The sequence below is a fragment of the Bacillus sp. FSL K6-2841 genome (assembly GCF_037976435.1).
GTDB classification, from domain to species: Bacteria; Bacillota; Bacilli; order Bacillales; family Bacillaceae; genus Bacillus; species Bacillus pumilus.
On the sequence record NZ_CP150266.1, the window covers coordinates 921,804 to 942,810 of the forward strand.

At 42.7% G+C, this 21,007-nt stretch carries 17 protein-coding genes, 16 tRNA genes and 3 rRNA genes; 29 read left to right on the plus strand and 7 right to left on the minus strand.

The genetic code is table 11. The annotated features are described in order from the left end of the window. The first annotated feature begins 34 nt into the window (after positions 1-34). Complete coding sequence (gene bcp, locus MHH68_RS04405) at positions 35-502, plus strand: thioredoxin-dependent thiol peroxidase (RefSeq protein WP_339165328.1); 468 nt, start codon at positions 35-37, stop codon at positions 500-502. A 157-nt stretch (positions 503-659) separates the two neighbouring features. Beyond that, on the plus strand, positions 660-1,097 hold the full coding sequence (perR, locus tag MHH68_RS04410; protein ID WP_012009347.1) for a peroxide-responsive transcriptional repressor PerR: 438 nt from the start codon (positions 660-662) through the stop codon (positions 1,095-1,097). 34 nt (positions 1,098-1,131) lie between these two features. Here perR and MHH68_RS04415 read toward each other — a convergent pair whose 3' ends face one another. Next, on the minus strand, positions 1,132-1,479 hold the full coding sequence (locus MHH68_RS04415) for a YgzB family protein (RefSeq protein ID WP_003217804.1): 348 nt from the start codon (positions 1,477-1,479) through the stop codon (positions 1,132-1,134). A 189-nt stretch (positions 1,480-1,668) separates the two neighbouring features. On the opposite strand from MHH68_RS04415, the gene MHH68_RS04420 reads away from it, so the two are divergent. The 24 genes from MHH68_RS04420 (at position 1,669) to MHH68_RS04535 (ending at position 12,650) form a co-directional block, all read left to right on the plus strand. Next, positions 1,669-2,547: a nucleotidyltransferase-like protein gene (locus MHH68_RS04420; RefSeq protein ID WP_003217861.1), complete on the plus strand. Its 879-nt coding sequence runs from the start codon at positions 1,669-1,671 to the stop codon at positions 2,545-2,547. A 318-nt stretch (positions 2,548-2,865) separates the two neighbouring features. Continuing rightward, a 16S ribosomal RNA gene (locus tag MHH68_RS04425) occupies positions 2,866-4,414 on the plus strand. Positions 4,415-4,596: 182 nt separating this feature from the next. Beyond that, positions 4,597-7,527: ribosomal RNA gene (locus MHH68_RS04430) — 23S ribosomal RNA — on the plus strand. Positions 7,528-7,636: 109 nt separating this feature from the next. After that, positions 7,637-7,752: ribosomal RNA gene (gene rrf / locus MHH68_RS04435) — 5S ribosomal RNA — on the plus strand. The 16S, 23S and 5S rRNA genes sit together here with 16 tRNA genes alongside, the layout of an rRNA operon. A 9-nt stretch (positions 7,753-7,761) precedes the next feature. Beyond that, positions 7,762-7,836, plus strand: a tRNA-Asn gene (locus tag MHH68_RS04440). Between the two features lie 4 nt (positions 7,837-7,840). Further along, a tRNA-Ser gene (locus tag MHH68_RS04445) sits at positions 7,841-7,931 on the plus strand. Positions 7,932-7,949: 18 nt separating this feature from the next. Further along, a tRNA-Glu gene (locus MHH68_RS04450) sits at positions 7,950-8,024 on the plus strand. Between the two features lie 31 nt (positions 8,025-8,055). Beyond that, positions 8,056-8,131, plus strand: a tRNA-Val gene (locus MHH68_RS04455). Between the two features lie 15 nt (positions 8,132-8,146). Continuing rightward, positions 8,147-8,223, plus strand: a tRNA-Met gene (locus tag MHH68_RS04460). A gap of 48 nt (positions 8,224-8,271) precedes the next feature. Continuing rightward, positions 8,272-8,348, plus strand: a tRNA-Asp gene (locus MHH68_RS04465). A gap of 18 nt (positions 8,349-8,366) precedes the next feature. After that, positions 8,367-8,442 (plus strand) — tRNA-Phe (locus MHH68_RS04470). 6 nt (positions 8,443-8,448) lie between these two features. Beyond that, positions 8,449-8,521: transfer RNA gene (locus MHH68_RS04475), tRNA-Thr, on the plus strand. 15 nt (positions 8,522-8,536) lie between these two features. Continuing rightward, positions 8,537-8,621: transfer RNA gene (locus MHH68_RS04480), tRNA-Tyr, on the plus strand. A 13-nt stretch (positions 8,622-8,634) separates the two neighbouring features. After that, positions 8,635-8,708 (plus strand) — tRNA-Trp (locus MHH68_RS04485). 30 nt (positions 8,709-8,738) lie between these two features. After that, a tRNA-His gene (locus tag MHH68_RS04490) sits at positions 8,739-8,814 on the plus strand. Positions 8,815-8,823: 9 nt separating this feature from the next. Then, positions 8,824-8,895, plus strand: a tRNA-Gln gene (locus MHH68_RS04495). A gap of 7 nt (positions 8,896-8,902) precedes the next feature. Continuing rightward, positions 8,903-8,977, plus strand: a tRNA-Gly gene (locus MHH68_RS04500). A 5-nt stretch (positions 8,978-8,982) separates the two neighbouring features. Further along, positions 8,983-9,053 (plus strand) — tRNA-Cys (locus tag MHH68_RS04505). A 13-nt stretch (positions 9,054-9,066) separates the two neighbouring features. Continuing rightward, a tRNA-Leu gene (locus tag MHH68_RS04510) sits at positions 9,067-9,155 on the plus strand. Between the two features lie 36 nt (positions 9,156-9,191). Then, a tRNA-Leu gene (locus MHH68_RS04515) sits at positions 9,192-9,273 on the plus strand. A 393-nt stretch (positions 9,274-9,666) separates the two neighbouring features. Then, positions 9,667-10,092 carry a hypothetical protein gene (locus MHH68_RS04520; RefSeq protein ID WP_339165330.1) on the plus strand — a complete coding sequence of 142 codons (426 nt, stop codon included), beginning with the start codon at positions 9,667-9,669 and terminating at the stop codon, positions 10,090-10,092. Between the two features lie 424 nt (positions 10,093-10,516). Continuing rightward, positions 10,517-11,311, plus strand: a complete 795-nt coding sequence (locus MHH68_RS04525; RefSeq protein ID WP_058014479.1) for a phosphotransferase — start codon at positions 10,517-10,519, stop codon at positions 11,309-11,311. Positions 11,312-11,446: 135 nt separating this feature from the next. Next, positions 11,447-11,878: a hypothetical protein gene (locus MHH68_RS04530; protein WP_058014502.1), complete on the plus strand. Its 432-nt coding sequence runs from the start codon at positions 11,447-11,449 to the stop codon at positions 11,876-11,878. Between the two features lie 67 nt (positions 11,879-11,945). Further along, positions 11,946-12,650: a hypothetical protein gene (locus MHH68_RS04535; RefSeq protein ID WP_339165333.1), complete on the plus strand. Its 705-nt coding sequence runs from the start codon at positions 11,946-11,948 to the stop codon at positions 12,648-12,650. Positions 12,651-12,680: 30 nt separating this feature from the next. On the opposite strand, the gene MHH68_RS04540 is transcribed toward MHH68_RS04535, so the two are convergent. The 5 genes from MHH68_RS04540 to MHH68_RS04560 form a co-directional block, all read right to left on the minus strand. Further along, positions 12,681-13,226 (minus strand): histidine phosphatase family protein, encoded by a 546-nt coding sequence (locus tag MHH68_RS04540; protein WP_323639982.1) that lies wholly within the window; start codon positions 13,224-13,226, stop codon positions 12,681-12,683. Between the two features lie 61 nt (positions 13,227-13,287). Beyond that, positions 13,288-13,479, minus strand: coding sequence for a hypothetical protein (locus MHH68_RS04545; RefSeq protein ID WP_058014476.1), 192 nt, complete (start codon positions 13,477-13,479; stop codon positions 13,288-13,290). Positions 13,480-13,612: 133 nt separating this feature from the next. Next, a complete protein-coding gene (locus tag MHH68_RS04550; protein WP_339165335.1) occupies positions 13,613-13,882 on the minus strand; it encodes a hypothetical protein in 270 nt (89 codons plus the stop codon). A gap of 65 nt (positions 13,883-13,947) precedes the next feature. Continuing rightward, positions 13,948-14,637, minus strand: a complete 690-nt coding sequence (locus MHH68_RS04555; protein ID WP_323639986.1) for a DUF1963 domain-containing protein — start codon at positions 14,635-14,637, stop codon at positions 13,948-13,950. A gap of 18 nt (positions 14,638-14,655) precedes the next feature. Further along, positions 14,656-15,459, minus strand: a complete 804-nt coding sequence (locus MHH68_RS04560) for a DUF2262 domain-containing protein (protein ID WP_339165337.1) — start codon at positions 15,457-15,459, stop codon at positions 14,656-14,658. Positions 15,460-15,963: 504 nt separating this feature from the next. On the opposite strand from MHH68_RS04560, the gene MHH68_RS04565 reads away from it, so the two are divergent. Continuing rightward, positions 15,964-17,904, plus strand: a complete 1,941-nt coding sequence (locus MHH68_RS04565; RefSeq protein WP_339165339.1) for an LTA synthase family protein — start codon at positions 15,964-15,966, stop codon at positions 17,902-17,904. A 155-nt stretch (positions 17,905-18,059) separates the two neighbouring features. Continuing rightward, positions 18,060-18,626, plus strand: a complete 567-nt coding sequence (gene lepB, locus MHH68_RS04570; protein ID WP_060595832.1) for a signal peptidase I — start codon at positions 18,060-18,062, stop codon at positions 18,624-18,626. A gap of 41 nt (positions 18,627-18,667) precedes the next feature. Here the strand turns inward: lepB and MHH68_RS04575 are convergent, their stop codons facing one another. Then, entirely contained in the window at positions 18,668-19,963 is a 1,296-nt protein-coding gene (locus MHH68_RS04575) for a homocysteine synthase (protein ID WP_339165340.1), read from the minus strand. A 770-nt stretch (positions 19,964-20,733) separates the two neighbouring features. Between MHH68_RS04575 and MHH68_RS04580 the strand changes: the two genes are divergently transcribed. Beyond that, positions 20,734-20,946 carry a hypothetical protein gene (locus tag MHH68_RS04580; protein ID WP_003211695.1) on the plus strand — a complete coding sequence of 71 codons (213 nt, stop codon included), beginning with the start codon at positions 20,734-20,736 and terminating at the stop codon, positions 20,944-20,946. The last annotated feature ends 61 nt before the right edge of the window (positions 20,947-21,007 follow it).

The window sequence follows — 21,007 nt, forward strand, 5'->3', positions numbered from 1 at the left end:
GGCTATTTAAAAAATAGGTTGGAGGGATTGTGTTATGACAATCGAAGTAGGCCAGCAAGTACCTGAAATCGAATTAACCAGTGACAACGGGGAGAAAATAAAGCTTTCTGACTTTAAAGGAAAACATATTGTCCTTTATTTCTATCCAAAAGATATGACACCCGGCTGTACAACAGAAGCATGTGATTTCCGCGATCGCCATCAAAGCTTTTCAGAATTAGATGCTGTCATTATCGGCGTAAGCCCAGACAGTCAGGACAAGCATCAGAAGTTTAAAGAAAAACATGATTTACCGTTCTTACTTCTTGTAGACGATGAACAGAAATTGTCTGAAGCCTTTGGAGTATGGAAGCTGAAAAAGAACTTTGGCAAAGAATACATGGGCATCGAACGTTCAACGTTTCTTATTAATAAAGAAGGAACGCTTGTAAAAGAGTGGAGAAAAGTTAAGGTGAAAGACCACGTAGAAGAAGCGCTTGAGGAACTAAAAGCTCACGCTTAATATCATCACAGGGTAGGACCGGCACACATGCCGGTCTTTTTTGTGAAAAAGAATAGGTAAAAAAGAGGATTGTAATTGACAAAGATTCGGCTCTGGGGGTACACTATTTATAAAGATTATAATATAAGAATATTTTTGAAGAGAGGTGCATGATGAAATGGCTGCTCACGAACTAAAAGACGCTTTAGATGCTTTAAAAGAAACCGGTGTTCGAATTACTCCGCAGCGCCATGCCATCTTGGAGTTTCTCGTAAATTCTATGACTCACCCAACCGCGGACGATATATATAAAGCACTTGAAGGTAAATTTCCAAATATGAGTGTCGCAACGGTTTACAACAATTTACGAGTCTTCCGGGAATCTGGATTAGTAAAGGAATTAACGTACGGTGATTCCTCAAGCCGATTTGATTTTGCGACATCTGACCATTACCATGCGATTTGTGAAAACTGCGGAAAAATAGTGGACTTTCATTATCCTGGCCTTGATGAAGTTGAACAGCTTGCATCCCATGTGACGGGCTTTAAAGTCAGTCATCATCGCTTGGAGATCTATGGGACTTGTCAAGAATGTGCGAAAAAAGAAAATCATTAATGAAAAAGCTGACCGGTTAAATGGTCAGCTTTTTTTATGACTTTTTTCGATTGTAGGATTCATCAAACTCTTTGCCTTCTAATGCTGGATCGAGTGTAAGCGGCTCTCTGCAATGCATACACATGTCCACCCGTCCAAGCACTTTTGTTTCCTTCTCACAGCCTGGACATACGACACGGACTGCCTTCGTAGAAAGCATACCGATCCAAAAGTAAACCACTGTACTCAATCCGATCGATAAGACGCCGAGCAGCATAAAGAAAGTCGACAGCCAAATCGATTCCTTGAAGAACACACCGATATACATGATCAGAAAGCCAACAAAAACCAAGCTAAGTGCAAATGTTCTGATTTTATTAATTTTACTGGAGTATTTCGCCATCCCTAGCCCCCCTTGTCTCCAATATAGCACATTTTACCTTTCCGTTTGAATTAGTTATAGAGTTTTGTGAATAAATTGCTTATAATGGTTCAATGATCTTTTTTCTTGAATTGAAGGAATTTTGATTCTATGAGGAGAAATACATAGCATTAGAGAAGAACTTTACACCCGAGTATTGGAGGAATCACTATGGAAAATCTTCTCCGTCCTATTTATCAAGAGAGAGCAAGTCATCCAGACACATTGGCTGTGATTATAGTAGAAAGAAGACACAAGGTATCTTCTGAGACGGATAACTTTGATGCAGCACTTCTAGTCATTGTAAAAGAAGCGGAAGAGCCGTTATTTATCAAGCACTATGAATCCGATCACCAAACAGCTTCTTTAAATGTTGTCACAGATGAGCAGTTGAAGGAATGGATTACCCTAGGCACGAACCGCCGAATCATTGATTGGATTTTGAATGGGAAAGTCCTATTTGACCGAAATGAATATATTTTTAACTTAATTGATGACCTGAGTACATTCCCATTTTCAAATCGCAAACTTAAAATCGGTTTAGAATACGGCAAGCTAATTCGCAGATATATAGAAGGAAAAGCATTTTTTGAGTCAAATCAATTCCTTGATGCATATAATTCAATTGTGCATGCGCTGCATCATTTGGCGCGTATTGAAGTAATCGATAAAGGCTTCCATCCAGAAGTGACAGTTTGGAATCAGGTGCGACATATGGAACCGGAAGTTTATAAACTTTATTCAGAACTCATTGAAAGCCACGAAAGCCTTCATAAGCGTTTGGAACTTTTATTTTTAGCAAATGACTTTTTGATCCATTCAAAAGCAGAAATTGGTGCCGCTCATTTGCGTCATGTCATGGAACAGCAAGATATATGGCTTTTTGGCGAGCTGCTCGCGCATCCTGACCTCAAGTATTTCACGCCTGACCTTAGCGTCATGATTGATTTCTTTGTGGAAAAAGGAATTGTCCAAGTGGAGCCGATTGAGACAAAGGGGCAAAAAATCTATCATCGAGGATATTTTGTGAAAAAAGATATTGACGCCTGAATATTATGATGGTATATTATTATACGTCGCTAACGAGCAACCAAGTTGCTTTGAAAGAAAAGCTGACAAAAAGAAATTCTAAAAAACACTTGACGCACACAGCGTCGAAATGTTATATTAAGAAAGTCGCCTCTGAGAGACGACGAAGATGATCTTTGAAAACTAAACAAGACAAAACGTACCTGTTAATTCGAGTTTTTATAAAAAAATCCTATGAAATATCATAGGTAGTCAGTCAAACGCTGACGAGGCAGGAAATGATCACATGCTAAGTTCGCTACATCGTGTAGCAACGCATGTGTGATATGCATCCTGCATACCTCGGAGAGTTTGATCCTGGCTCAGGACGAACGCTGGCGGCGTGCCTAATACATGCAAGTCGAGCGAACAGAAGGGAGCTTGCTCCCGGATGTTAGCGGCGGACGGGTGAGTAACACGTGGGTAACCTGCCTGTAAGACTGGGATAACTCCGGGAAACCGGAGCTAATACCGGATAGTTCCTTGAACCGCATGGTTCAAGGATGAAAGACGGTTTCGGCTGTCACTTACAGATGGACCCGCGGCGCATTAGCTAGTTGGTGGGGTAATGGCTCACCAAGGCGACGATGCGTAGCCGACCTGAGAGGGTGATCGGCCACACTGGGACTGAGACACGGCCCAGACTCCTACGGGAGGCAGCAGTAGGGAATCTTCCGCAATGGACGAAAGTCTGACGGAGCAACGCCGCGTGAGTGATGAAGGTTTTCGGATCGTAAAGCTCTGTTGTTAGGGAAGAACAAGTGCGAGAGTAACTGCTCGCACCTTGACGGTACCTAACCAGAAAGCCACGGCTAACTACGTGCCAGCAGCCGCGGTAATACGTAGGTGGCAAGCGTTGTCCGGAATTATTGGGCGTAAAGGGCTCGCAGGCGGTTTCTTAAGTCTGATGTGAAAGCCCCCGGCTCAACCGGGGAGGGTCATTGGAAACTGGGAAACTTGAGTGCAGAAGAGGAGAGTGGAATTCCACGTGTAGCGGTGAAATGCGTAGAGATGTGGAGGAACACCAGTGGCGAAGGCGACTCTCTGGTCTGTAACTGACGCTGAGGAGCGAAAGCGTGGGGAGCGAACAGGATTAGATACCCTGGTAGTCCACGCCGTAAACGATGAGTGCTAAGTGTTAGGGGGTTTCCGCCCCTTAGTGCTGCAGCTAACGCATTAAGCACTCCGCCTGGGGAGTACGGTCGCAAGACTGAAACTCAAAGGAATTGACGGGGGCCCGCACAAGCGGTGGAGCATGTGGTTTAATTCGAAGCAACGCGAAGAACCTTACCAGGTCTTGACATCCTCTGACAACCCTAGAGATAGGGCTTTCCCTTCGGGGACAGAGTGACAGGTGGTGCATGGTTGTCGTCAGCTCGTGTCGTGAGATGTTGGGTTAAGTCCCGCAACGAGCGCAACCCTTGATCTTAGTTGCCAGCATTTAGTTGGGCACTCTAAGGTGACTGCCGGTGACAAACCGGAGGAAGGTGGGGATGACGTCAAATCATCATGCCCCTTATGACCTGGGCTACACACGTGCTACAATGGACAGAACAAAGGGCTGCGAGACCGCAAGGTTTAGCCAATCCCATAAATCTGTTCTCAGTTCGGATCGCAGTCTGCAACTCGACTGCGTGAAGCTGGAATCGCTAGTAATCGCGGATCAGCATGCCGCGGTGAATACGTTCCCGGGCCTTGTACACACCGCCCGTCACACCACGAGAGTTTGCAACACCCGAAGTCGGTGAGGTAACCTTTATGGAGCCAGCCGCCGAAGGTGGGGCAGATGATTGGGGTGAAGTCGTAACAAGGTAGCCGTATCGGAAGGTGCGGCTGGATCACCTCCTTTCTAAGGATATATGGAGCAGCGTGCGTTTTCGTCTTGTTTAGTTTTGAAGGATCATTCCTTCAAGACATGTCTCTAGCGAGACAGGATTGTTCTTTGAAAACTAGATAACAATAAGTAATACATTCACATTGAATGCAATGCAAAGTTCATCACACATAGTGATTCTTTCTAAAGTAAGAAATGGTTAAGTTAGAAAGGGCGCACGGTGGATGCCTTGGCACTAGGAGCCGATGAAGGACGGGACGAACACCGATATGCTTCGGGGAGCTGTAAGCAAGCTTTGATCCGGAGATTTCCGAATGGGGAAACCCACTGCTCGTAATGGAGTAGTATCCATACTTGAATACATAGAGTATGAGAAGGCATACCCGGGGAACTGAAACATCTAAGTACCCGGAGGAAGAGAAAGCAAATGCGATTCCCTGAGTAGCGGCGAGCGAAACGGGAACAGCCCAAACCAAGAGGCTTGCCTCTTGGGGTTGTAGGACACTCTATACGGAGTTACAAAGGAACGATATAAGCGAAGAGGTCTGGAAAGGCCCGCCAAAGAAGGTAACAGCCCTGTAACTGAAATGTTGTTCTCTCCAGAGTGGATCCTGAGTACGGCGGAACACGTGAAATTCCGTCGGAATCCGGGAGGACCATCTCCCAAGGCTAAATACTCCCTAGTGACCGATAGTGAACCAGTACCGTGAGGGAAAGGTGAAAAGCACCCCGGAAGGGGAGTGAAATAGATCCTGAAACCGTGTGCCTACAAGTAGTCAGAGCCCGTTAAAGGGTGATGGCGTGCCTTTTGTAGAATGAACCGGCGAGTTACGATCCCGTGCAAGGTTAAGCAGAAGATGCGGAGCCGCAGCGAAAGCGAGTCTGAATAGGGCGCATGAGTACGTGGTCGTAGACCCGAAACCAGGTGATCTACCCATGTCCAGGGTGAAGTTCAGGTAACACTGAATGGAGGCCCGAACCCACGCACGTTGAAAAGTGCGGGGATGAGGTGTGGGTAGGGGTGAAATGCCAATCGAACCTGGAGATAGCTGGTTCTCTCCGAAATAGCTTTAGGGCTAGCCTCAAGGTAAGAGTCTCGGAGGTAGAGCACTGATTGGACTAGGGGCCCCTACCGGGTTACCGAATTCAGTCAAACTCCGAATGCCGATGACTTATCCTTGGGAGTCAGACTGCGAGTGATAAGATCCGTAGTCGAAAGGGAAACAGCCCAGACCGCCAGCTAAGGTCCCAAAGTATACGTTAAGTGGAAAAGGATGTGGAGTTGCTTAGACAACCAGGATGTTGGCTTAGAAGCAGCCACCATTTAAAGAGTGCGTAATAGCTCACTGGTCGAGTGACTCTGCGCCGAAAATGTACCGGGGCTAAACGTATCACCGAAGCTGCGGACTGTTCTTACGAACAGTGGTAGGAGAGCGTTCTAAGTGCTGTGAAGTCAGACCGGAAGGACTGGTGGAGCGCTTAGAAGTGAGAATGCCGGTATGAGTAGCGAAAGACGGGTGAGAATCCCGTCCACCGAATGCCTAAGGTTTCCTGAGGAAGGCTCGTCCGCTCAGGGTTAGTCGGGACCTAAGCCGAGGCCGAAAGGCGTAGGCGATGGACAACAGGTTGATATTCCTGTACCACCTCCTCACCATTTGAGCAATGGGGGGACGCAGGAGGATAGGGTAAGCGCGGTATTGGATATCCGCGTCCAAGCAGTTAGGCTGGGAAATAGGCAAATCCGTTTCCCGTGAAGGCTGAGCTGTGATGGCGAGCGAAATTTAGTAGCGAAGTTCCTGATTCCACACTGCCAAGAAAAGCCTCTAGCGAGGTGAGAGGTGCCCGTACCGCAAACCGACACAGGTAGGCGAGGAGAGAATCCTAAGGTGATCGAGAGAACTCTCGTTAAGGAACTCGGCAAAATGACCCCGTAACTTCGGGAGAAGGGGTGCTTCTTAGGGTGTTAAAGCCCCGAGAAGCCGCAGTGAATAGGCCCAGGCGACTGTTTAGCAAAAACACAGGTCTCTGCGAAGCCGTAAGGCGAAGTATAGGGGCTGACGCCTGCCCGGTGCTGGAAGGTTAAGAGGAGCGCTTAGCGTAAGCGAAGGTGCGAATTGAAGCCCCAGTAAACGGCGGCCGTAACTATAACGGTCCTAAGGTAGCGAAATTCCTTGTCGGGTAAGTTCCGACCCGCACGAAAGGCGCAACGATCTGGGCACTGTCTCAACGAGAGACTCGGTGAAATTATAGTACCTGTGAAGATGCAGGTTACCCGCGACAGGACGGAAAGACCCCGTGGAGCTTTACTGCAGCCTGATATTGAATGTTGGTACAGCTTGTACAGGATAGGTAGGAGCCTTGGAAACCGGAGCGCTAGCTTCGGTGGAGGCATCGGTGGGATACTACCCTGGCTGTATTGACCTTCTAACCCGCTGCCCTTATCGGGCAGGGAGACAGTGTCAGGTGGGCAGTTTGACTGGGGCGGTCGCCTCCTAAAATGTAACGGAGGCGCCCAAAGGTTCCCTCAGAATGGTTGGAAATCATTCGCAGAGTGTAAAGGCACAAGGGAGCTTGACTGCGAGACCTACAAGTCGAGCAGGGACGAAAGTCGGGCTTAGTGATCCGGTGGTTCCGCATGGAAGGGCCATCGCTCAACGGATAAAAGCTACCCCGGGGATAACAGGCTTATCTCCCCCAAGAGTCCACATCGACGGGGAGGTTTGGCACCTCGATGTCGGCTCATCGCATCCTGGGGCTGTAGTCGGTCCCAAGGGTTGGGCTGTTCGCCCATTAAAGCGGTACGCGAGCTGGGTTCAGAACGTCGTGAGACAGTTCGGTCCCTATCCGTCGCGGGCGCAGGAAATTTGAGAGGAGCTGTCCTTAGTACGAGAGGACCGGGATGGACGCACCGCTGGTGTACCAGTTGTTCTGCCAAGGGCATCGCTGGGTAGCTATGTGCGGACGGGATAAGTGCTGAAAGCATCTAAGCATGAAGCCCCCCTCAAGATGAGATTTCCCATTCCGCAAGGAAGTAAGATCCCTGAAAGATGATCAGGTTGATAGGTCTGAGGTGGAAGCGTGGTGACACGTGGAGCTGACAGATACTAATAGATCGAGGACTTAACCTATATTCTAATGTGAAGTTTGAACATTGTTATCTAGTTTTGAGAGAACATTTTTTAAATATCTCTTGATTTATTTTCAATACATAGTATAATATCTTTTGTCACTAAATTGTCTGGTGATGATGGCGAAGAGGTCACACCCGTTCCCATACCGAACACGGAAGTTAAGCTCTTCAGCGCCGATGGTAGTTGGGGGTCTCCCCCTGTGAGAGTAGGACATCGCCAGGCTTTCTTCATTCCGCAGTAGCTCAGTGGTAGAGCTATCGGCTGTTAACCGATCGGTCGTAGGTTCGAATCCTACCTGCGGAGCCAATTTGGAGAGCTGTCCGAGTGGCCGAAGGAGCACGATTGGAAATCGTGTAGGCGGTAACCCCGTCTCAAGGGTTCGAATCCCTTGCTCTCCGCCACAAATTTACATAATAAAGGGCCCGTTGGTCAAGCGGTTAAGACACCGCCCTTTCACGGCGGTAACACGGGTTCGAATCCCGTACGGGTCACCATTTATAGAATATACACCAGTATTTTTTATTCGGAGGATTAGCTCAGCTGGGAGAGCATCTGCCTTACAAGCAGAGGGTCGGCGGTTCGAGCCCGTCATCCTCCACCATATCTTTTATATCATCGCGGGGTGGAGCAGTTCGGTAGCTCGTCGGGCTCATAACCCGAAGGTCGCAGGTTCAAATCCTGCCCCCGCAACCAAATTATTTTATACACCAATAGGGAGTGCTCATTGAGTGCAACCAAAATGGTCCGGTAGTTCAGTTGGTTAGAATGCCTGCCTGTCACGCAGGAGGTCGCGGGTTCGAGTCCCGTCCGGACCGCCATTTTTAAAATGAATACATGGCTCGGTAGCTCAGTTGGTAGAGCAACGGACTGAAAATCCGTGTGTCGGCGGTTCGATTCCGTCCCGAGCCACCACTATTTGCCGGTGTAGCTCAATTGGTAGAGCAACTGACTTGTAATCAGTAGGTTGGGGGTTCAAGTCCTCTTGCCGGCACTGTTTTTCAAATGTGGAGGGGTAGCGAAGTGGCTAAACGCGGCGGACTGTAAATCCGCTCCCTCCGGGTTCGGCGGTTCGAATCCGCCCCCCTCCACCATTTTTATTTTCATAGGGGCATAGTTTAAAGGTAGAACAGAGGTCTCCAAAACCTCCGGTGTGGGTTCGATTCCTACTGCCCCTGCCAATTTTCTTAATATGATTCATAACATCTATGGCGGTTGTGGCGAAGTGGTTAACGCACCAGATTGTGGCTCTGGCACTCGTGGGTTCGATTCCCATCAATCGCCCCATTTTATTATTGGGCTATAGCCAAGCGGTAAGGCAACGGACTTTGACTCCGTCATGCGTTGGTTCGAATCCAGCTAGCCCAGTTGATTTGCGGAAGTAGTTCAGTGGTAGAACACCACCTTGCCAAGGTGGGGGTCGCGGGTTCGAATCCCGTCTTCCGCTCCAATAATGGCGGCATAGCCAAGTGGTAAGGCAGAGGTCTGCAAAACCTTTATCCCCGGTTCAAATCCGGGTGTCGCCTTTTTGAAAAGACTGCCGGGGTGGTGGAATTGGCAGACACACAGGACTTAAAATCCTGCGGTAGGTGACTACCGTGCCGGTTCAAGTCCGGCCCTCGGCACCATGTTTTTTATCATAAGTTGCGCTCTTTAATGATCATGCCGGTGTGGCGGAATTGGCAGACGCGCACGACTCAAAATCGTGTTCCTCACGGAGTGCCGGTTCGACCCCGGCCACCGGTATCTAATTTTAGATATTCTTTATTATCGTCCATTACAGAAGAATTAAGGAATATCAACGTTTAAACGTCTTTCTACAAACTGTAGGAGGGCGTTTTTTATTTGTTTTTTATAAGAGGACACTAGTACCCTGTGAAATTAGCACCGAACCACAGTAAGCCCACAGTAAGCCCACAGTACCCCACCATGGGGAGGCACCCCTATATAATCCCCTCGTCTAGTACTTGAAAAATATACATACCAGTTTAAGTGCATTAGATGATAAAAAATGGTTGTTACTGAGGGGCCATTCTAAGGAGATTGACTTTTACTTTATTGATAGTTACCTTATTATTAAAATAAAGGGGCAGGCTAATTGAAGAAGGATTGGATAAATTGTACATAAGAGGTGTTGGAATGATTACGGTTAAAAATGCTGAAAGTTATCTTAAAGATAGCATTGGTGAAGATACCGATGATATAAAAAAGGTTTGGGAAACATTTAAGGCTTTTTCAAAAGAGACAGTTGAGAGCGAAGAAGATAAAGAAATTTTATTTCAGTGTGGTTTCTATGATTTTACAGGAGAGGAACTATTTCATTTCGACTTTCTACGTCAGTTTACAGTTTATGAAGAAGATGATTATTCTCACATGGAACAACTACACTGTGAATTTTTATTTAAACCAACAAACGAGTTAAAAAAGTTAAAGGTGGTAGAAGAATGGTCAATGGATTATGACGATATAGAACATTTTTTTAATCATATTGAAAGTATTCATGAGTTTAAAATTCCTTTGAGTTTAAAGCCGATAAAATCAAAAATATATCAAGAAGAACTTTAATTTTTATTTCATTAACGGGTGCTTTACTTGAAGAGGGTATACCTTGCCTTTTTGGAATAATTTATCTCGGAGTGCCGGTTAGACCCCGGCCACCGGTATCTATTAATAATTTCATGATTGGTTTTTCCCGTCAATCTAACGTTTCACCCTCGTGGTGAAACGTTTTTTTGTGGTTTAAATGAGTTATTTAGATAAAAAATAGAAACCTATTAGAAAAGAATGAGCATGTACTTCTTTTAGCAGAATAATCTTTAGATGATTTGCAACATTTGATAAGATACATTTAACCATGTAAGGATACAAAATGAGGCAGCACATTCACATAAAACAGTGTACTACCTTTGTATAACTAAATGAATATTTGTGGGTACATACACATCTTTAGCTGACATCATCATTGTGACCCAGTTTGAGGAGAGAATTTATGAAAAAACAAAATGATCATGAGGAGTTATTGACAGGTGGAAATGTCTCGAACGTATATCGTTCGGGAGATACGGTTCGTCGAGAAGTAAATTCAGACAATATCAATACACGAAAGCTGCTAAAGCATTTAGAAAAAAAGAATTTCTCCTATGCTCCAAAGTTTTTAGGGGTTGATGAACAAGGTAGAGAGATCTTGTCCTTCATTGAAGGCGTAGCCGGTCATGATCCTTTAAAAGAATACATGTGCTCTCACCATGCCTTAAAAGAAATAGCGAGAATGCTTAGACTGTATCATGATGCTGTTTGTGATTTTCCCATTTCAGACGATTGGGAACGAATGGACAATACGCCTAACAACATAGAGGTTGTGTGCCATAATGATTTTGCGATGTACAACATCATTTTCAAAGATAAAAAGCCAGTGGGAATCATTGATTTTGATGTAGCTGCTCCTGGTCCAAGACTTTGGGATATCGCTTATACCCTTTATACATGTGTGCCTCTCAGTAGATTTTTTCGCACTGAAAAGGGGGAGATCGTGAATTATCATTCAATAGAACATGCAGGCCATATAAAGTATAGGGTCAAACTGTTTTTTGAAGCTTATGGTGAGGAAATAGCAGAAGATTATGTGGAGATGGTGCTGCTGCGTTTAAAAGGGTTATGTCAGTACATGAAACGAAAAGCGAGTGACGGGGATATAGCTTTTCAAAAAATGATTGATGAGGGGCACCTTGAGCATTATCAAAAAGACATACAATTCATTCATGAACATAGAAAAGAATGGGTTTGAGGGATACTAGGGGCTTTCTAAAGCGAAAGAACAATTAGGTGTTTATACCACTCTAATCACGCTTAAATAAGATTGACTTTACCTAGACCTAAAGTTATTTTTGAAATAGAGAAGAAATGAAGGGAGCAGGAAATGCTGTTTGAAGTAGTCGTTTATGATAAAGCAAAATATCATTATGATGGGGAGTTTCCAAAGGACTTATCTATTGATCAAGCCTTTGTACATACAGGCATGTTTTTGGGGTGGATCATTGATAATGATTTGTTCAGTGAAGAATTTGAAGAAGACATTGAGGGTGAAATTCAAAAATTTAAATCACGAGAAGTGACAGGGACTCAAATCTATATGGACTGTGATGGTGTGTTTTCAAATGATATGCTGAATGATGAGGGAAATGAATTTACCCAAGAATATTTCGATTTTGATAATGGTTTATATTTAGATGACTACGAGGAGACATTTCCAGAAGCTGAAGGCGTATATTATGTTAAAGATAGTTGGGAGAACTACGATAAAATCAAAAAAGTGATTCAAAGGCGTTATTTAGAATGGGTAAATCAGCGTTAAGGAATCAGATTTATGATTCAAAGATAAATGAGAAATAGAATAAATGTAAAAAGGCGGAGTTGTTAACTTGCAAATGAAGACGATATTACAGACCATCATTGAAGACGAGGGATCCCATGATTTTCCGCTTTTTAGACAGTACTGTGTGAAGAAAGAACAGGGTCTGCGTAAAGATGCGTTAAAGGTTCTTCAGACTTTTGTTGAAGAAATGAAGGAGAACGAATTTGCAGCACGGCGTTCATTTGTTGCTTGGCTGTTTGAAAAGATTGAACGGTTTGAGGATGGACATCATTTGCTTGTATATCCATTGATCATTGGGGTGATTCAGCCTGTTCTGCAAGAGTGGGAGAAAGTTGATCCGATGGATGTGAGGCCGTATCGCTGGCAGGGCTTGTTTGTGCATCGGGGAGAAGGGCTGCCCTATTTATTGAAGGCACTAGAGCTTGGAGGCAGCAAAGAGCAACGTGTCATTGTTCAAATATGCGAAACCTATTTATCGTCTTTATGGTATTCGTTTCATCATATACATGAAGATCTTTATTTGAGCATCTATGAGAAAGACCAAGAGCGAATTCAAGGTATTGAAGATGTCATGATGCTGATCGAAGATAAGAGAATTCGCACTAATGTTGAAAAACAAGTAGCCTATTATGATCGGCTTTTATCAGACTGGAAGAAATTTCAGCAAACGGAGACAACAGGCTTCGTGAAATGGTGTGCGGAGCGTAAGAAGCCGTATGAGTGGGTAGAGGCTTTTTATTATCAACAATAGATAAGGAAACGGCAGAATTCATTCTGCCGTTTATTTATGCCATATTCGCTCTATTTCTATATGATCTGGTTTAAAATATTTCAGGACATAGACGTCTGGATTGCTTAGTTTCTCCCACTCTTTGAATCCAATCATGGGATCGGCATGTTTAAGAAGCAGGCTCATAAGATTGCCATGTGTGACAAATATGGTATGATCGTTTTCTGAATTTATTTGTTCGTAGAGTAATTCTACAATGCGGTTCATGGCTTCGAGGCTTGATTCTCCGCCCTCACAAGTCAAATGTAAGTCCGTAAAACTAAGCTTTAGTTTCTCGTACCAATCGTCCATTGGTTTGCTACTTAGCACACGTTCAGCGAGACGCTGATCAATTTTCACCTCGAGTTGTTTTGCATGAGCAAGAGGATCAGCAGTTTGGAGCGCTCGCTTGTAGGGACTTGAGATGATCTGATTGAGGTGAATGCCATTAAAGAACTCTGCTAGTGCGTGAGATTGTGCAATGCCTTGTGGTGTTAAAGACGCATCCTCGGATTGTCCATTTGCGTGGCAATGTCTCGCGATATAAAATGTTTTCATGGGCCACACCTTTCATCGAGTATAAAAAAATCATCCGGGATTGGATGAGGTTAGGTTAGGTTCATTTGTTCGGGTCTGTTTCTTTATAGGGATCTGTGAGCTTCGAGGTAAGGTCTAAGTTGAACAAAAAATCATCTATGGTGTCTGAGCCAAAGGGAAGTGCGGAGAAGTTGATTGGGATGCTGTCTTCCTGTTTTTCAGTGGTGACCTGCTGTCTTGGCTGCTTTTTTTTCCAATAATTAAACAAGCGCATGTGAAGCCCCCTTTTCTATGAAAAAGATGGATTTATACATAATATACGGGGAGAGTTGTCCAGGCGTCAAATGTTTTCTTCAACAGGATATATGAAAAGAGCCACACAGGATAGTGCGGCTCTTTTTGTATATTTACATAGCACGACGTAAAGCTTTCAGTAATTTACGTTCGCATTTTAAGTTGTATCGCTTGCGATGGAGTTTATCCGTGTGACATCTGCCAATGACGTGTCTGACATCAGGATGATAAATGATAAGGTGTCTGTAAGCTGGATCATTTAATAATGCATGAAACCAGCTATACTTTTTGAGCTTGCTTGCGTTTCTAGAGATATCCTCTTCATCTACCTGTAGAAAAGGAATATACACAGCTAGTGAGAAGATATCAAAAATGAATCCCATATTGGTTCCTCCTTTCATATTATTTCCTACGCTTAGAAGGAGGGAAGGTTTCATTCAATACAACGTTAAAAACAATCCCAATGCATAAACCATTCTTTTGTGTCTTTGTCGTAATAGAAATACATCGTGCCGTTATCCCCAATCATAAATCGAGGTTTTTCTTCTGAGGCGATTTGCAGCATGAACTCGCCTGGTTGATGATGGGGTGGGGATTGAATATATGCTCCATATCCACCGATTTTTGTGAACGAATAATGGGTGTATTGATCAAAGAAGTGTTCTGTCGCTTCATCACTTTCATTCACTTCTGATAAATCAACATATGACCAAGCTTCTTCCCAGCAGGGGAAGTCCTTTTGCTCATTTTCGTTCCATTGGATTTGAAAGGGTTTTAGTCCTCTCACTTCGTCGGGAGTCTCAACTACTTCTAATCCATCCATAGTTGAATATTCAATGAGTTTCCAGCCTTCGCCGTTTTTTGTGATTTCCATCGGAAGTGCTTTCTGATTGAGAAAGATTTGAATCAATTGACATTCATTGAATCCGTTTAATCCTCCTGGCACTTCAGGTAAATGAATTTGTAAGATTGGAATCATGACACCATCTTGATCTATGGGCCAGCCTTGATCAGGGTGGATGAAGAAATGACCGGCAAACCAGCTATATACTGCTGGATCAGGACGAAAGCCACCAATCTTAGCTACGATGGGTGTTTTCCCTAATTGTTTTAATTCATGAAAAGCTTTGAACTCCATTACTTACCCCTCCAATTGTTAGCCTGCAATGTGGGCATCTTGAAAGGTGCCATTGATATTGCCAGAGACAATAATGACATGTCCCCAAAATAAATCACCGTCATGACAGTAGACCTCAAACTCTCCATCTGGGTAGGCATGCAAGCTTTCGAGGGAGATTCGGCTTATAAAGTGATCCAGCGTAAGCTCTTCTTGTGTTTCAGCGGAGTCATCTTGTGCCTGCCAGTCTTTAGCTAATTCAAGCAGCTGATTTGCTGCAAATGATTTAATAGAAGCATCCCATGTAGTCTGCCCTTTCATGAGTTGTCTAGCGGTTCGAAGAGAGTCGTTTACTTTTTCATCTTCTTCGAGGTTGAAGTAGAGCAGGCACTCTTCATTACTCCACTGGATCGTTGTTTCAAATAAGTCTAGTCCTTTCACTAATTCAAAGGTACCCAGCATGTCATCATGATAAAAAACAGGTTTTTGGGCTTCTTCTAGTATCACTTGCAGCTCTTCATCCTGTGTATCTGTATCGATGAGTGACACAAGCATGAACTCACCTTCACCTTTTCGGACCTGAAGTGTCACGATTGATCCTTTATGTAATTGTGCCTGCTTTTCCCTTAATCCCTCTTCATCTGTTAACCAGCAGAGTCTGATGTTTTCTGTTGTGATGAGGTCTTTATCTTTCCATGCAATGAGGGGAATTGAAGCGGTCAAAAGAGATTCCTGTCCGGCTTTTCCTGCACCTACTCCAGAGGGTCCTGTGACAGCAATGATGTGGTCTATTTCTTCTGAAAATCGTTCTTCAAATGCGTTTATTTGTTTGTTATGTTTCATTTGATGTCCTCCAGCCTGATTTGTTGAAAATCTATATCTTTATCACACCGCATATGAGGAGGAGAAATCAAGCTTTTTTTGCTTAAAACTTTTTTAGATTGTTAGAAGGAGAGAAAATACATGGATGGCTGGAAGTTATCAAATTTTGTATAAATTTAGGTGAAAGAGTCGAAAGACCTAGGTGATTCTTCCTTTTCTTTATAATTACTTTGACACGAATAGATGAAAAAAGTAAAGTAGTACTGAGTGATTTACAAACCCTTCTTCATCCATTGAATTGCAAAGTGTGTGTAAATCAAATGTAAATGGATATTTTTCCTTTTATTTACTCGTATTTTTTTTGAAACCTATAATGCTTCTCATACGTTATATTAGAGGAGCACACATATCCGGCGGAAACAGAGCATCGGAATGCTTGGTGAAGAAGATTTACATTTGCAAAATCAATGTAAATTTTTTATGATTTCATTTATATTAGAACGATAATAAGAAAGAAGAGGTTTTATGAAAAAAATATTTGCGAACAAATATAGCTTTTTTGTATTGGCTGTCCTTTTATTTTGGGCGAAATCGTATGCAGCCTACAAAATGGACTTTAATTTAGGAGTGAAAGGTTCTTTTCAAGAGGGTCTTCTTTTATTAAATCCATTTAGTTCAGCCATTGTGTTTTTGGGACTGGCTCTCTTTTTGAAGGGTCGTAAATCTGCCATTGTTTTAATTGTGATTGACTTTATTATGACCGCACTTTTATATGCGAATGTAGCGTACTACCGTTTCTTTGATGACTTTTTGACTTTCTCCACAATGAAGCAAGCAGGCAATCTTGGAGGAGGCATGACTGGCGGTGTGTTATCTAGTATTAAGCCGCATGACCTTTTGTATTTCCTTGATATTATGATCTTGATTGCGATTGTGATTTGGAGACCAGAAGTGAAGAAATTCCAAATGAAAAAGACATTTGCACTGCTGATTGTGGCTGCAGGTGTAGGACTGTTCTTCGTAAACCTTCATTTAGCTGAAAAGGACCGTCCAGAATTGTTAACAAGAACATTTGATCATAAGTATGTTGTTAAATATTTAGGTGTTTATAATTATACGATTTATGACGGAGTACAATCAGCACAAAATGCAACACAGGTAGCAAATGCGAGCAGTGAAGATTTAACAGATGTTGTAAACTATACAGCTTCTCACTATGCGAAGCCAAACGCAGAGTATTTCGGTAAAGCAAAAGGGAAAAACATCATTAAAATCCATTTAGAAAGCTTCCAGTCTTTCTTAATTGACTACAAACTAAATGGAGAAGAAGTGACACCGTTTTTAAATAAGCTGGCTCATGGGAAAGAGGACTTTACGTATTTCGATAACTTCTTCCATCAGACAGGTCAAGGAAAAACAGCTGATGCTGAACTGATGATGGATAATAGTATGTTCGGCTTGCCAGAGGGAGCAGCGTTTGTAACAAAAGGTGAAAACACTTACCAATCACTCCCTGCCATCCTAGATCAAAAAGCAGGCTATACGAGCGCAGTGCTTCACGGGGACTATAAATCTTTCTGGAACCGTGACACGATTTATAAGCATATGGGATATGATCAATTCTTCGATGCTTCATATTACAACATGGATGAAGAAAATCTTGTGAATATGGGTCTGAAGGATAAACCATTCTTCAAAGAATCAATCCCGATGCTAGAATCAATGAAAAAGCCATTTTATGCACATTTAATGACATTGACTAATCACTATCCATTTAATTTAGATGAAAAAGATGCGACGATTGCTAAGGCAACAACTGGTGACAAAACAGTAGATAACTACTTCCAAACAGCAAGATATCTAGATGAATCATTAGAGCAATTCTTTAAAGACTTGAAAAAATCAGGTATGTATAAAGACTCTGTCATTTTATTATATGGTGATCACAACGGTATTTCTGAAAACCATAACCGTGCAATGAGCGAAATTCAAGGGAAAGAAATTACACCTTATCAAAATGCGCAAAACCAGCGTGTACCACTCATGATTCGTATTCCTGGCAAACAGGGCGGCGTGAACCATACGTATGGTGGTGAAGTAGACGTGATGCCTACGCTTCTTCACTTACAAGGTATTGATTCAAATGAGTATGTAAATTTTGGAACAGATCTATTCTCTAAGAAGCATGATCAAACTGTTGCATTCCGTAACGGAAACTATGTGACACCAAAATATACACTTGTAGATAACACTGTCTATGATACAAAAACAGGTAAAGTTGTGAAACAAAATAAAAAGACAGAGGCAATTAAAGCCCGTGTCGATAATCAGTTAAGCCTATCAGATAAAGTGCTTTATAGGGATCTTCTTCGATTCCACAAGCTGTCTGATTTTAAACCAGTGAATCCATCTGATTATTTCTATGGTAAATCAAAAGAAAAAGAAGAGAATTCTACTGCTAAGTAACTGAGTTTTGGGCAAGCACAGAAGGGTGCTTGCCTTTTTCTCTCTCATCGCTTGATTTGTTGGCAAAATATGTTTATATTTAGGGTGATACAAGCGTGATGCTGGCGTACAGCTAGCGGAACTCATTTCGTCCTAGGGGATTTCAGGAGGAGCTTATGACAACAAATACAAAAACACAAAAAAAGAAATCAGAAGTATGGGGCTGGCTCAAAGCGATCTTAATCGCATTCATCGCCGTTTTTATCATTCGCAACTTTTTATTCGCACCGTACATTGTAAAAGGGACCTCTATGGATCCAACATTGCATAATACAGAGCGGGTTTTTGTGAATAAAACAGTTGATTACTTTGGTGATTACAAGCGGGGACAGATCATTGTTCTTGATGGTGAAGACCGCAGCACTCATTATGTTAAACGGTTGATTGGTTTACCTGGTGATAAAATTGAAATGAAAAATGACCAGCTATATGTCAATGGTCAAAAAGTGGCAGAGCCTTACTTAGCATCAAACAAAAAGAAAGCAGCTGCAGATGGGACCTTGCTTACGCCTGATTTTGGCCCTCTTACCGTTCCAAAAGGCAAGTATTTTGTCATGGGTGACAATCGTCAAAACTCAATGGACAGCCGCAATGGCTTAGGTCTTTTTACAAAGAGTGATATTCAAGGAACGACTTCATTTGTGTTTTATCCTTTCCAAGACATTCGACTACTTAATGATTAATGACACATAAAAAAAGCACACTGAGGTGTGCTTTTTCTATTTCATTCAGCCTGACTTTTTGTGATCGCCTGTTCAAGATCTGCAATAATGTCTTCAATCGCTTCTGTTCCGACAGATAAACGAATAAGCTCTGGTGTGACACCCGTCGCTTTTTGCTCTGCTTCACTTAATTGCTGATGCGTTGTGCTGGCAGGATGAATAATCAGTGATTTAGAATCGCCCACATTTGCAAGGTGTGAGAACAGCTTAACAGAATCAATGAGCTTTTTACCAGCTTCTCGTCCACCTTTAATACCAAATGTGAGAATGGCGCCTTGTCCTTTTGGTAAATAGGTTTTAGCAAGCTTATAAGATTCATGGCTTTCAAGACCTGGGTAGCTTACCCAATCTACTAGAGGATGATCTTGTAAGAATTGCGCTGTTTTTAACGCATTTTCACTATGTCGCTCGAGACGCAGATGCAAAGTTTCTAAGCCTTGCAGAAGTAAAAATGAGTTGAAAGGTGACAAGGCTGCTCCTAAATCACGTAAGAGCTGCACACGTGCTTTTGTGATATAAGCCGCTTCTCCAATTGCTTCGGTATATGTCAGGCCGTGATAACTTGGATCTGGTTCAGTCAGCCCTTTGAACTTATCACTTTCGTCCCAAGGAAACTTGCCGCTATCCACAATGACACCGCCAATTGATGTACCATGACCGCCAATGAATTTCGTAGCGGAATGGACAACAATGTCTGCACCAAACTCAATCGGTCTTAATAAATAAGGACTTGCGAGTGTATTATCCACAATAAGCGGAATATGGTGCTTGTGTGCAATGCCTGAGATGGCTTCAATATGTAGAATGTCGCCTTTAGGATTCCCAATGCTTTCTGCATACACTGCCTTCGTTTTGTCTGTAATCGCTGCTTCGAGTTCTTCTAAATTGGATGAATCAACAAATTTCACTGTAATACCGAGTTTTTTGAGTGTATGAGCAAATAAATTGTACGTGCCTCCATATAGGCTGCTGGAGGAGACAATTTCGTCACCAGCTCCTGCAATGTTTAAAATAGAATAAGTGGTCGCTGCTTGTCCAGAAGAGACAGCGAGTGCACCAATGCCGCCCTCAAGCTCGGCGATCCGTTTTTCAAAGACGTCATTTGTAGGGTTCATAATGCGAGAATAAATATTTCCGGGTTCCTGCAGTCCGAATAAATTCGCAGCATGCTCACTATCTCTAAAACCGAAAGAGCTTGTTTGGTAAATAGGAACGGCTCTTGAATAGGTTGCTGAATCAAGCTCCTGACCTGCGTGAATGGCTTTTGTTTCTAAACGGAATGGACGTTCTTCTGACATGTGTGTATCCTCCTTTTGTTAGATAAAACCAACTACTTTGATAAGAAATATTTAATATGACTATAAAACTTGTTTCATGCTTGGTCAATCATTTTTTAGATAAATCTGAAAAAATAATCAATAAAGTTGATGGGCTTTTTTTATTTCAATGAGAAAGGGTGTAGATATGCTGAGGAAAAGAGAGATTGTGTTATTAGAGAGTACGGATCAGTTTTTTTTGAAAGCAGTACAGCTAGTGAAGTCATTGGAATGCCTATGCTGTAAGTTGCTTTATCATAGAAAGAAGCGAATCATATGTTGGATGTTACTCAAGAAAAGAAAGGGCTTTTTTCCCAATGGGCTTTCTTGTATATACATATTTTAAGTGACAAGAGAAGAAGGAAAATAGGCTCACTCTTTTGTCGGAATTATCAGTAAATATTTCATAAATGGTGTTTTAACGACATATAATCAGGACTTTTTTATCTGATATATCGGGGGAATTCTTTCTATTTCACAAAAAAGAAAGCATATATAAAGGGATTGATAAATAAGGACTATTTCAAAAAAGGGAGAAAAAAGATGGTTTCATTGCCATTATATGGGTTTTGTGGTTCTTAAGGGGTGGGAAAATCTAGATAATAAGATAGGGTTTCTGCACTTAAAAGCGAAGAATTGAATAAAAAGTCACATTTTACTCGAAAGTACGTTTGGTCAAAAATGGGATCTTCTGTTGATGTTTGGAGAGTGAAGCCTATGATACGATCATCATAAGCTGGGAGGTGAAAAGTATGACTTATGCAGCGCCGCAAGTTGACTATTCCACTATGGAACCTGCTATTATGGACCAAGCTTGGTTCTTAGTATTTGTTGCTGTCCTTCTTGGATTGGGAGCAACAGTTGTTCTAGGAGCAGCAGTTTGGTGTTTAGCAAACGGCAAGGGTAGCTTTACAGGAGCCGTTCAGTGGGAAAGTGGCTTAAAAGTCCAAATTGAATGTAAGTAGCTATACTTAGGATTCATCTTTTTACTTCTATGAAATGACACCAAGGCTAAACCGTCTGTGG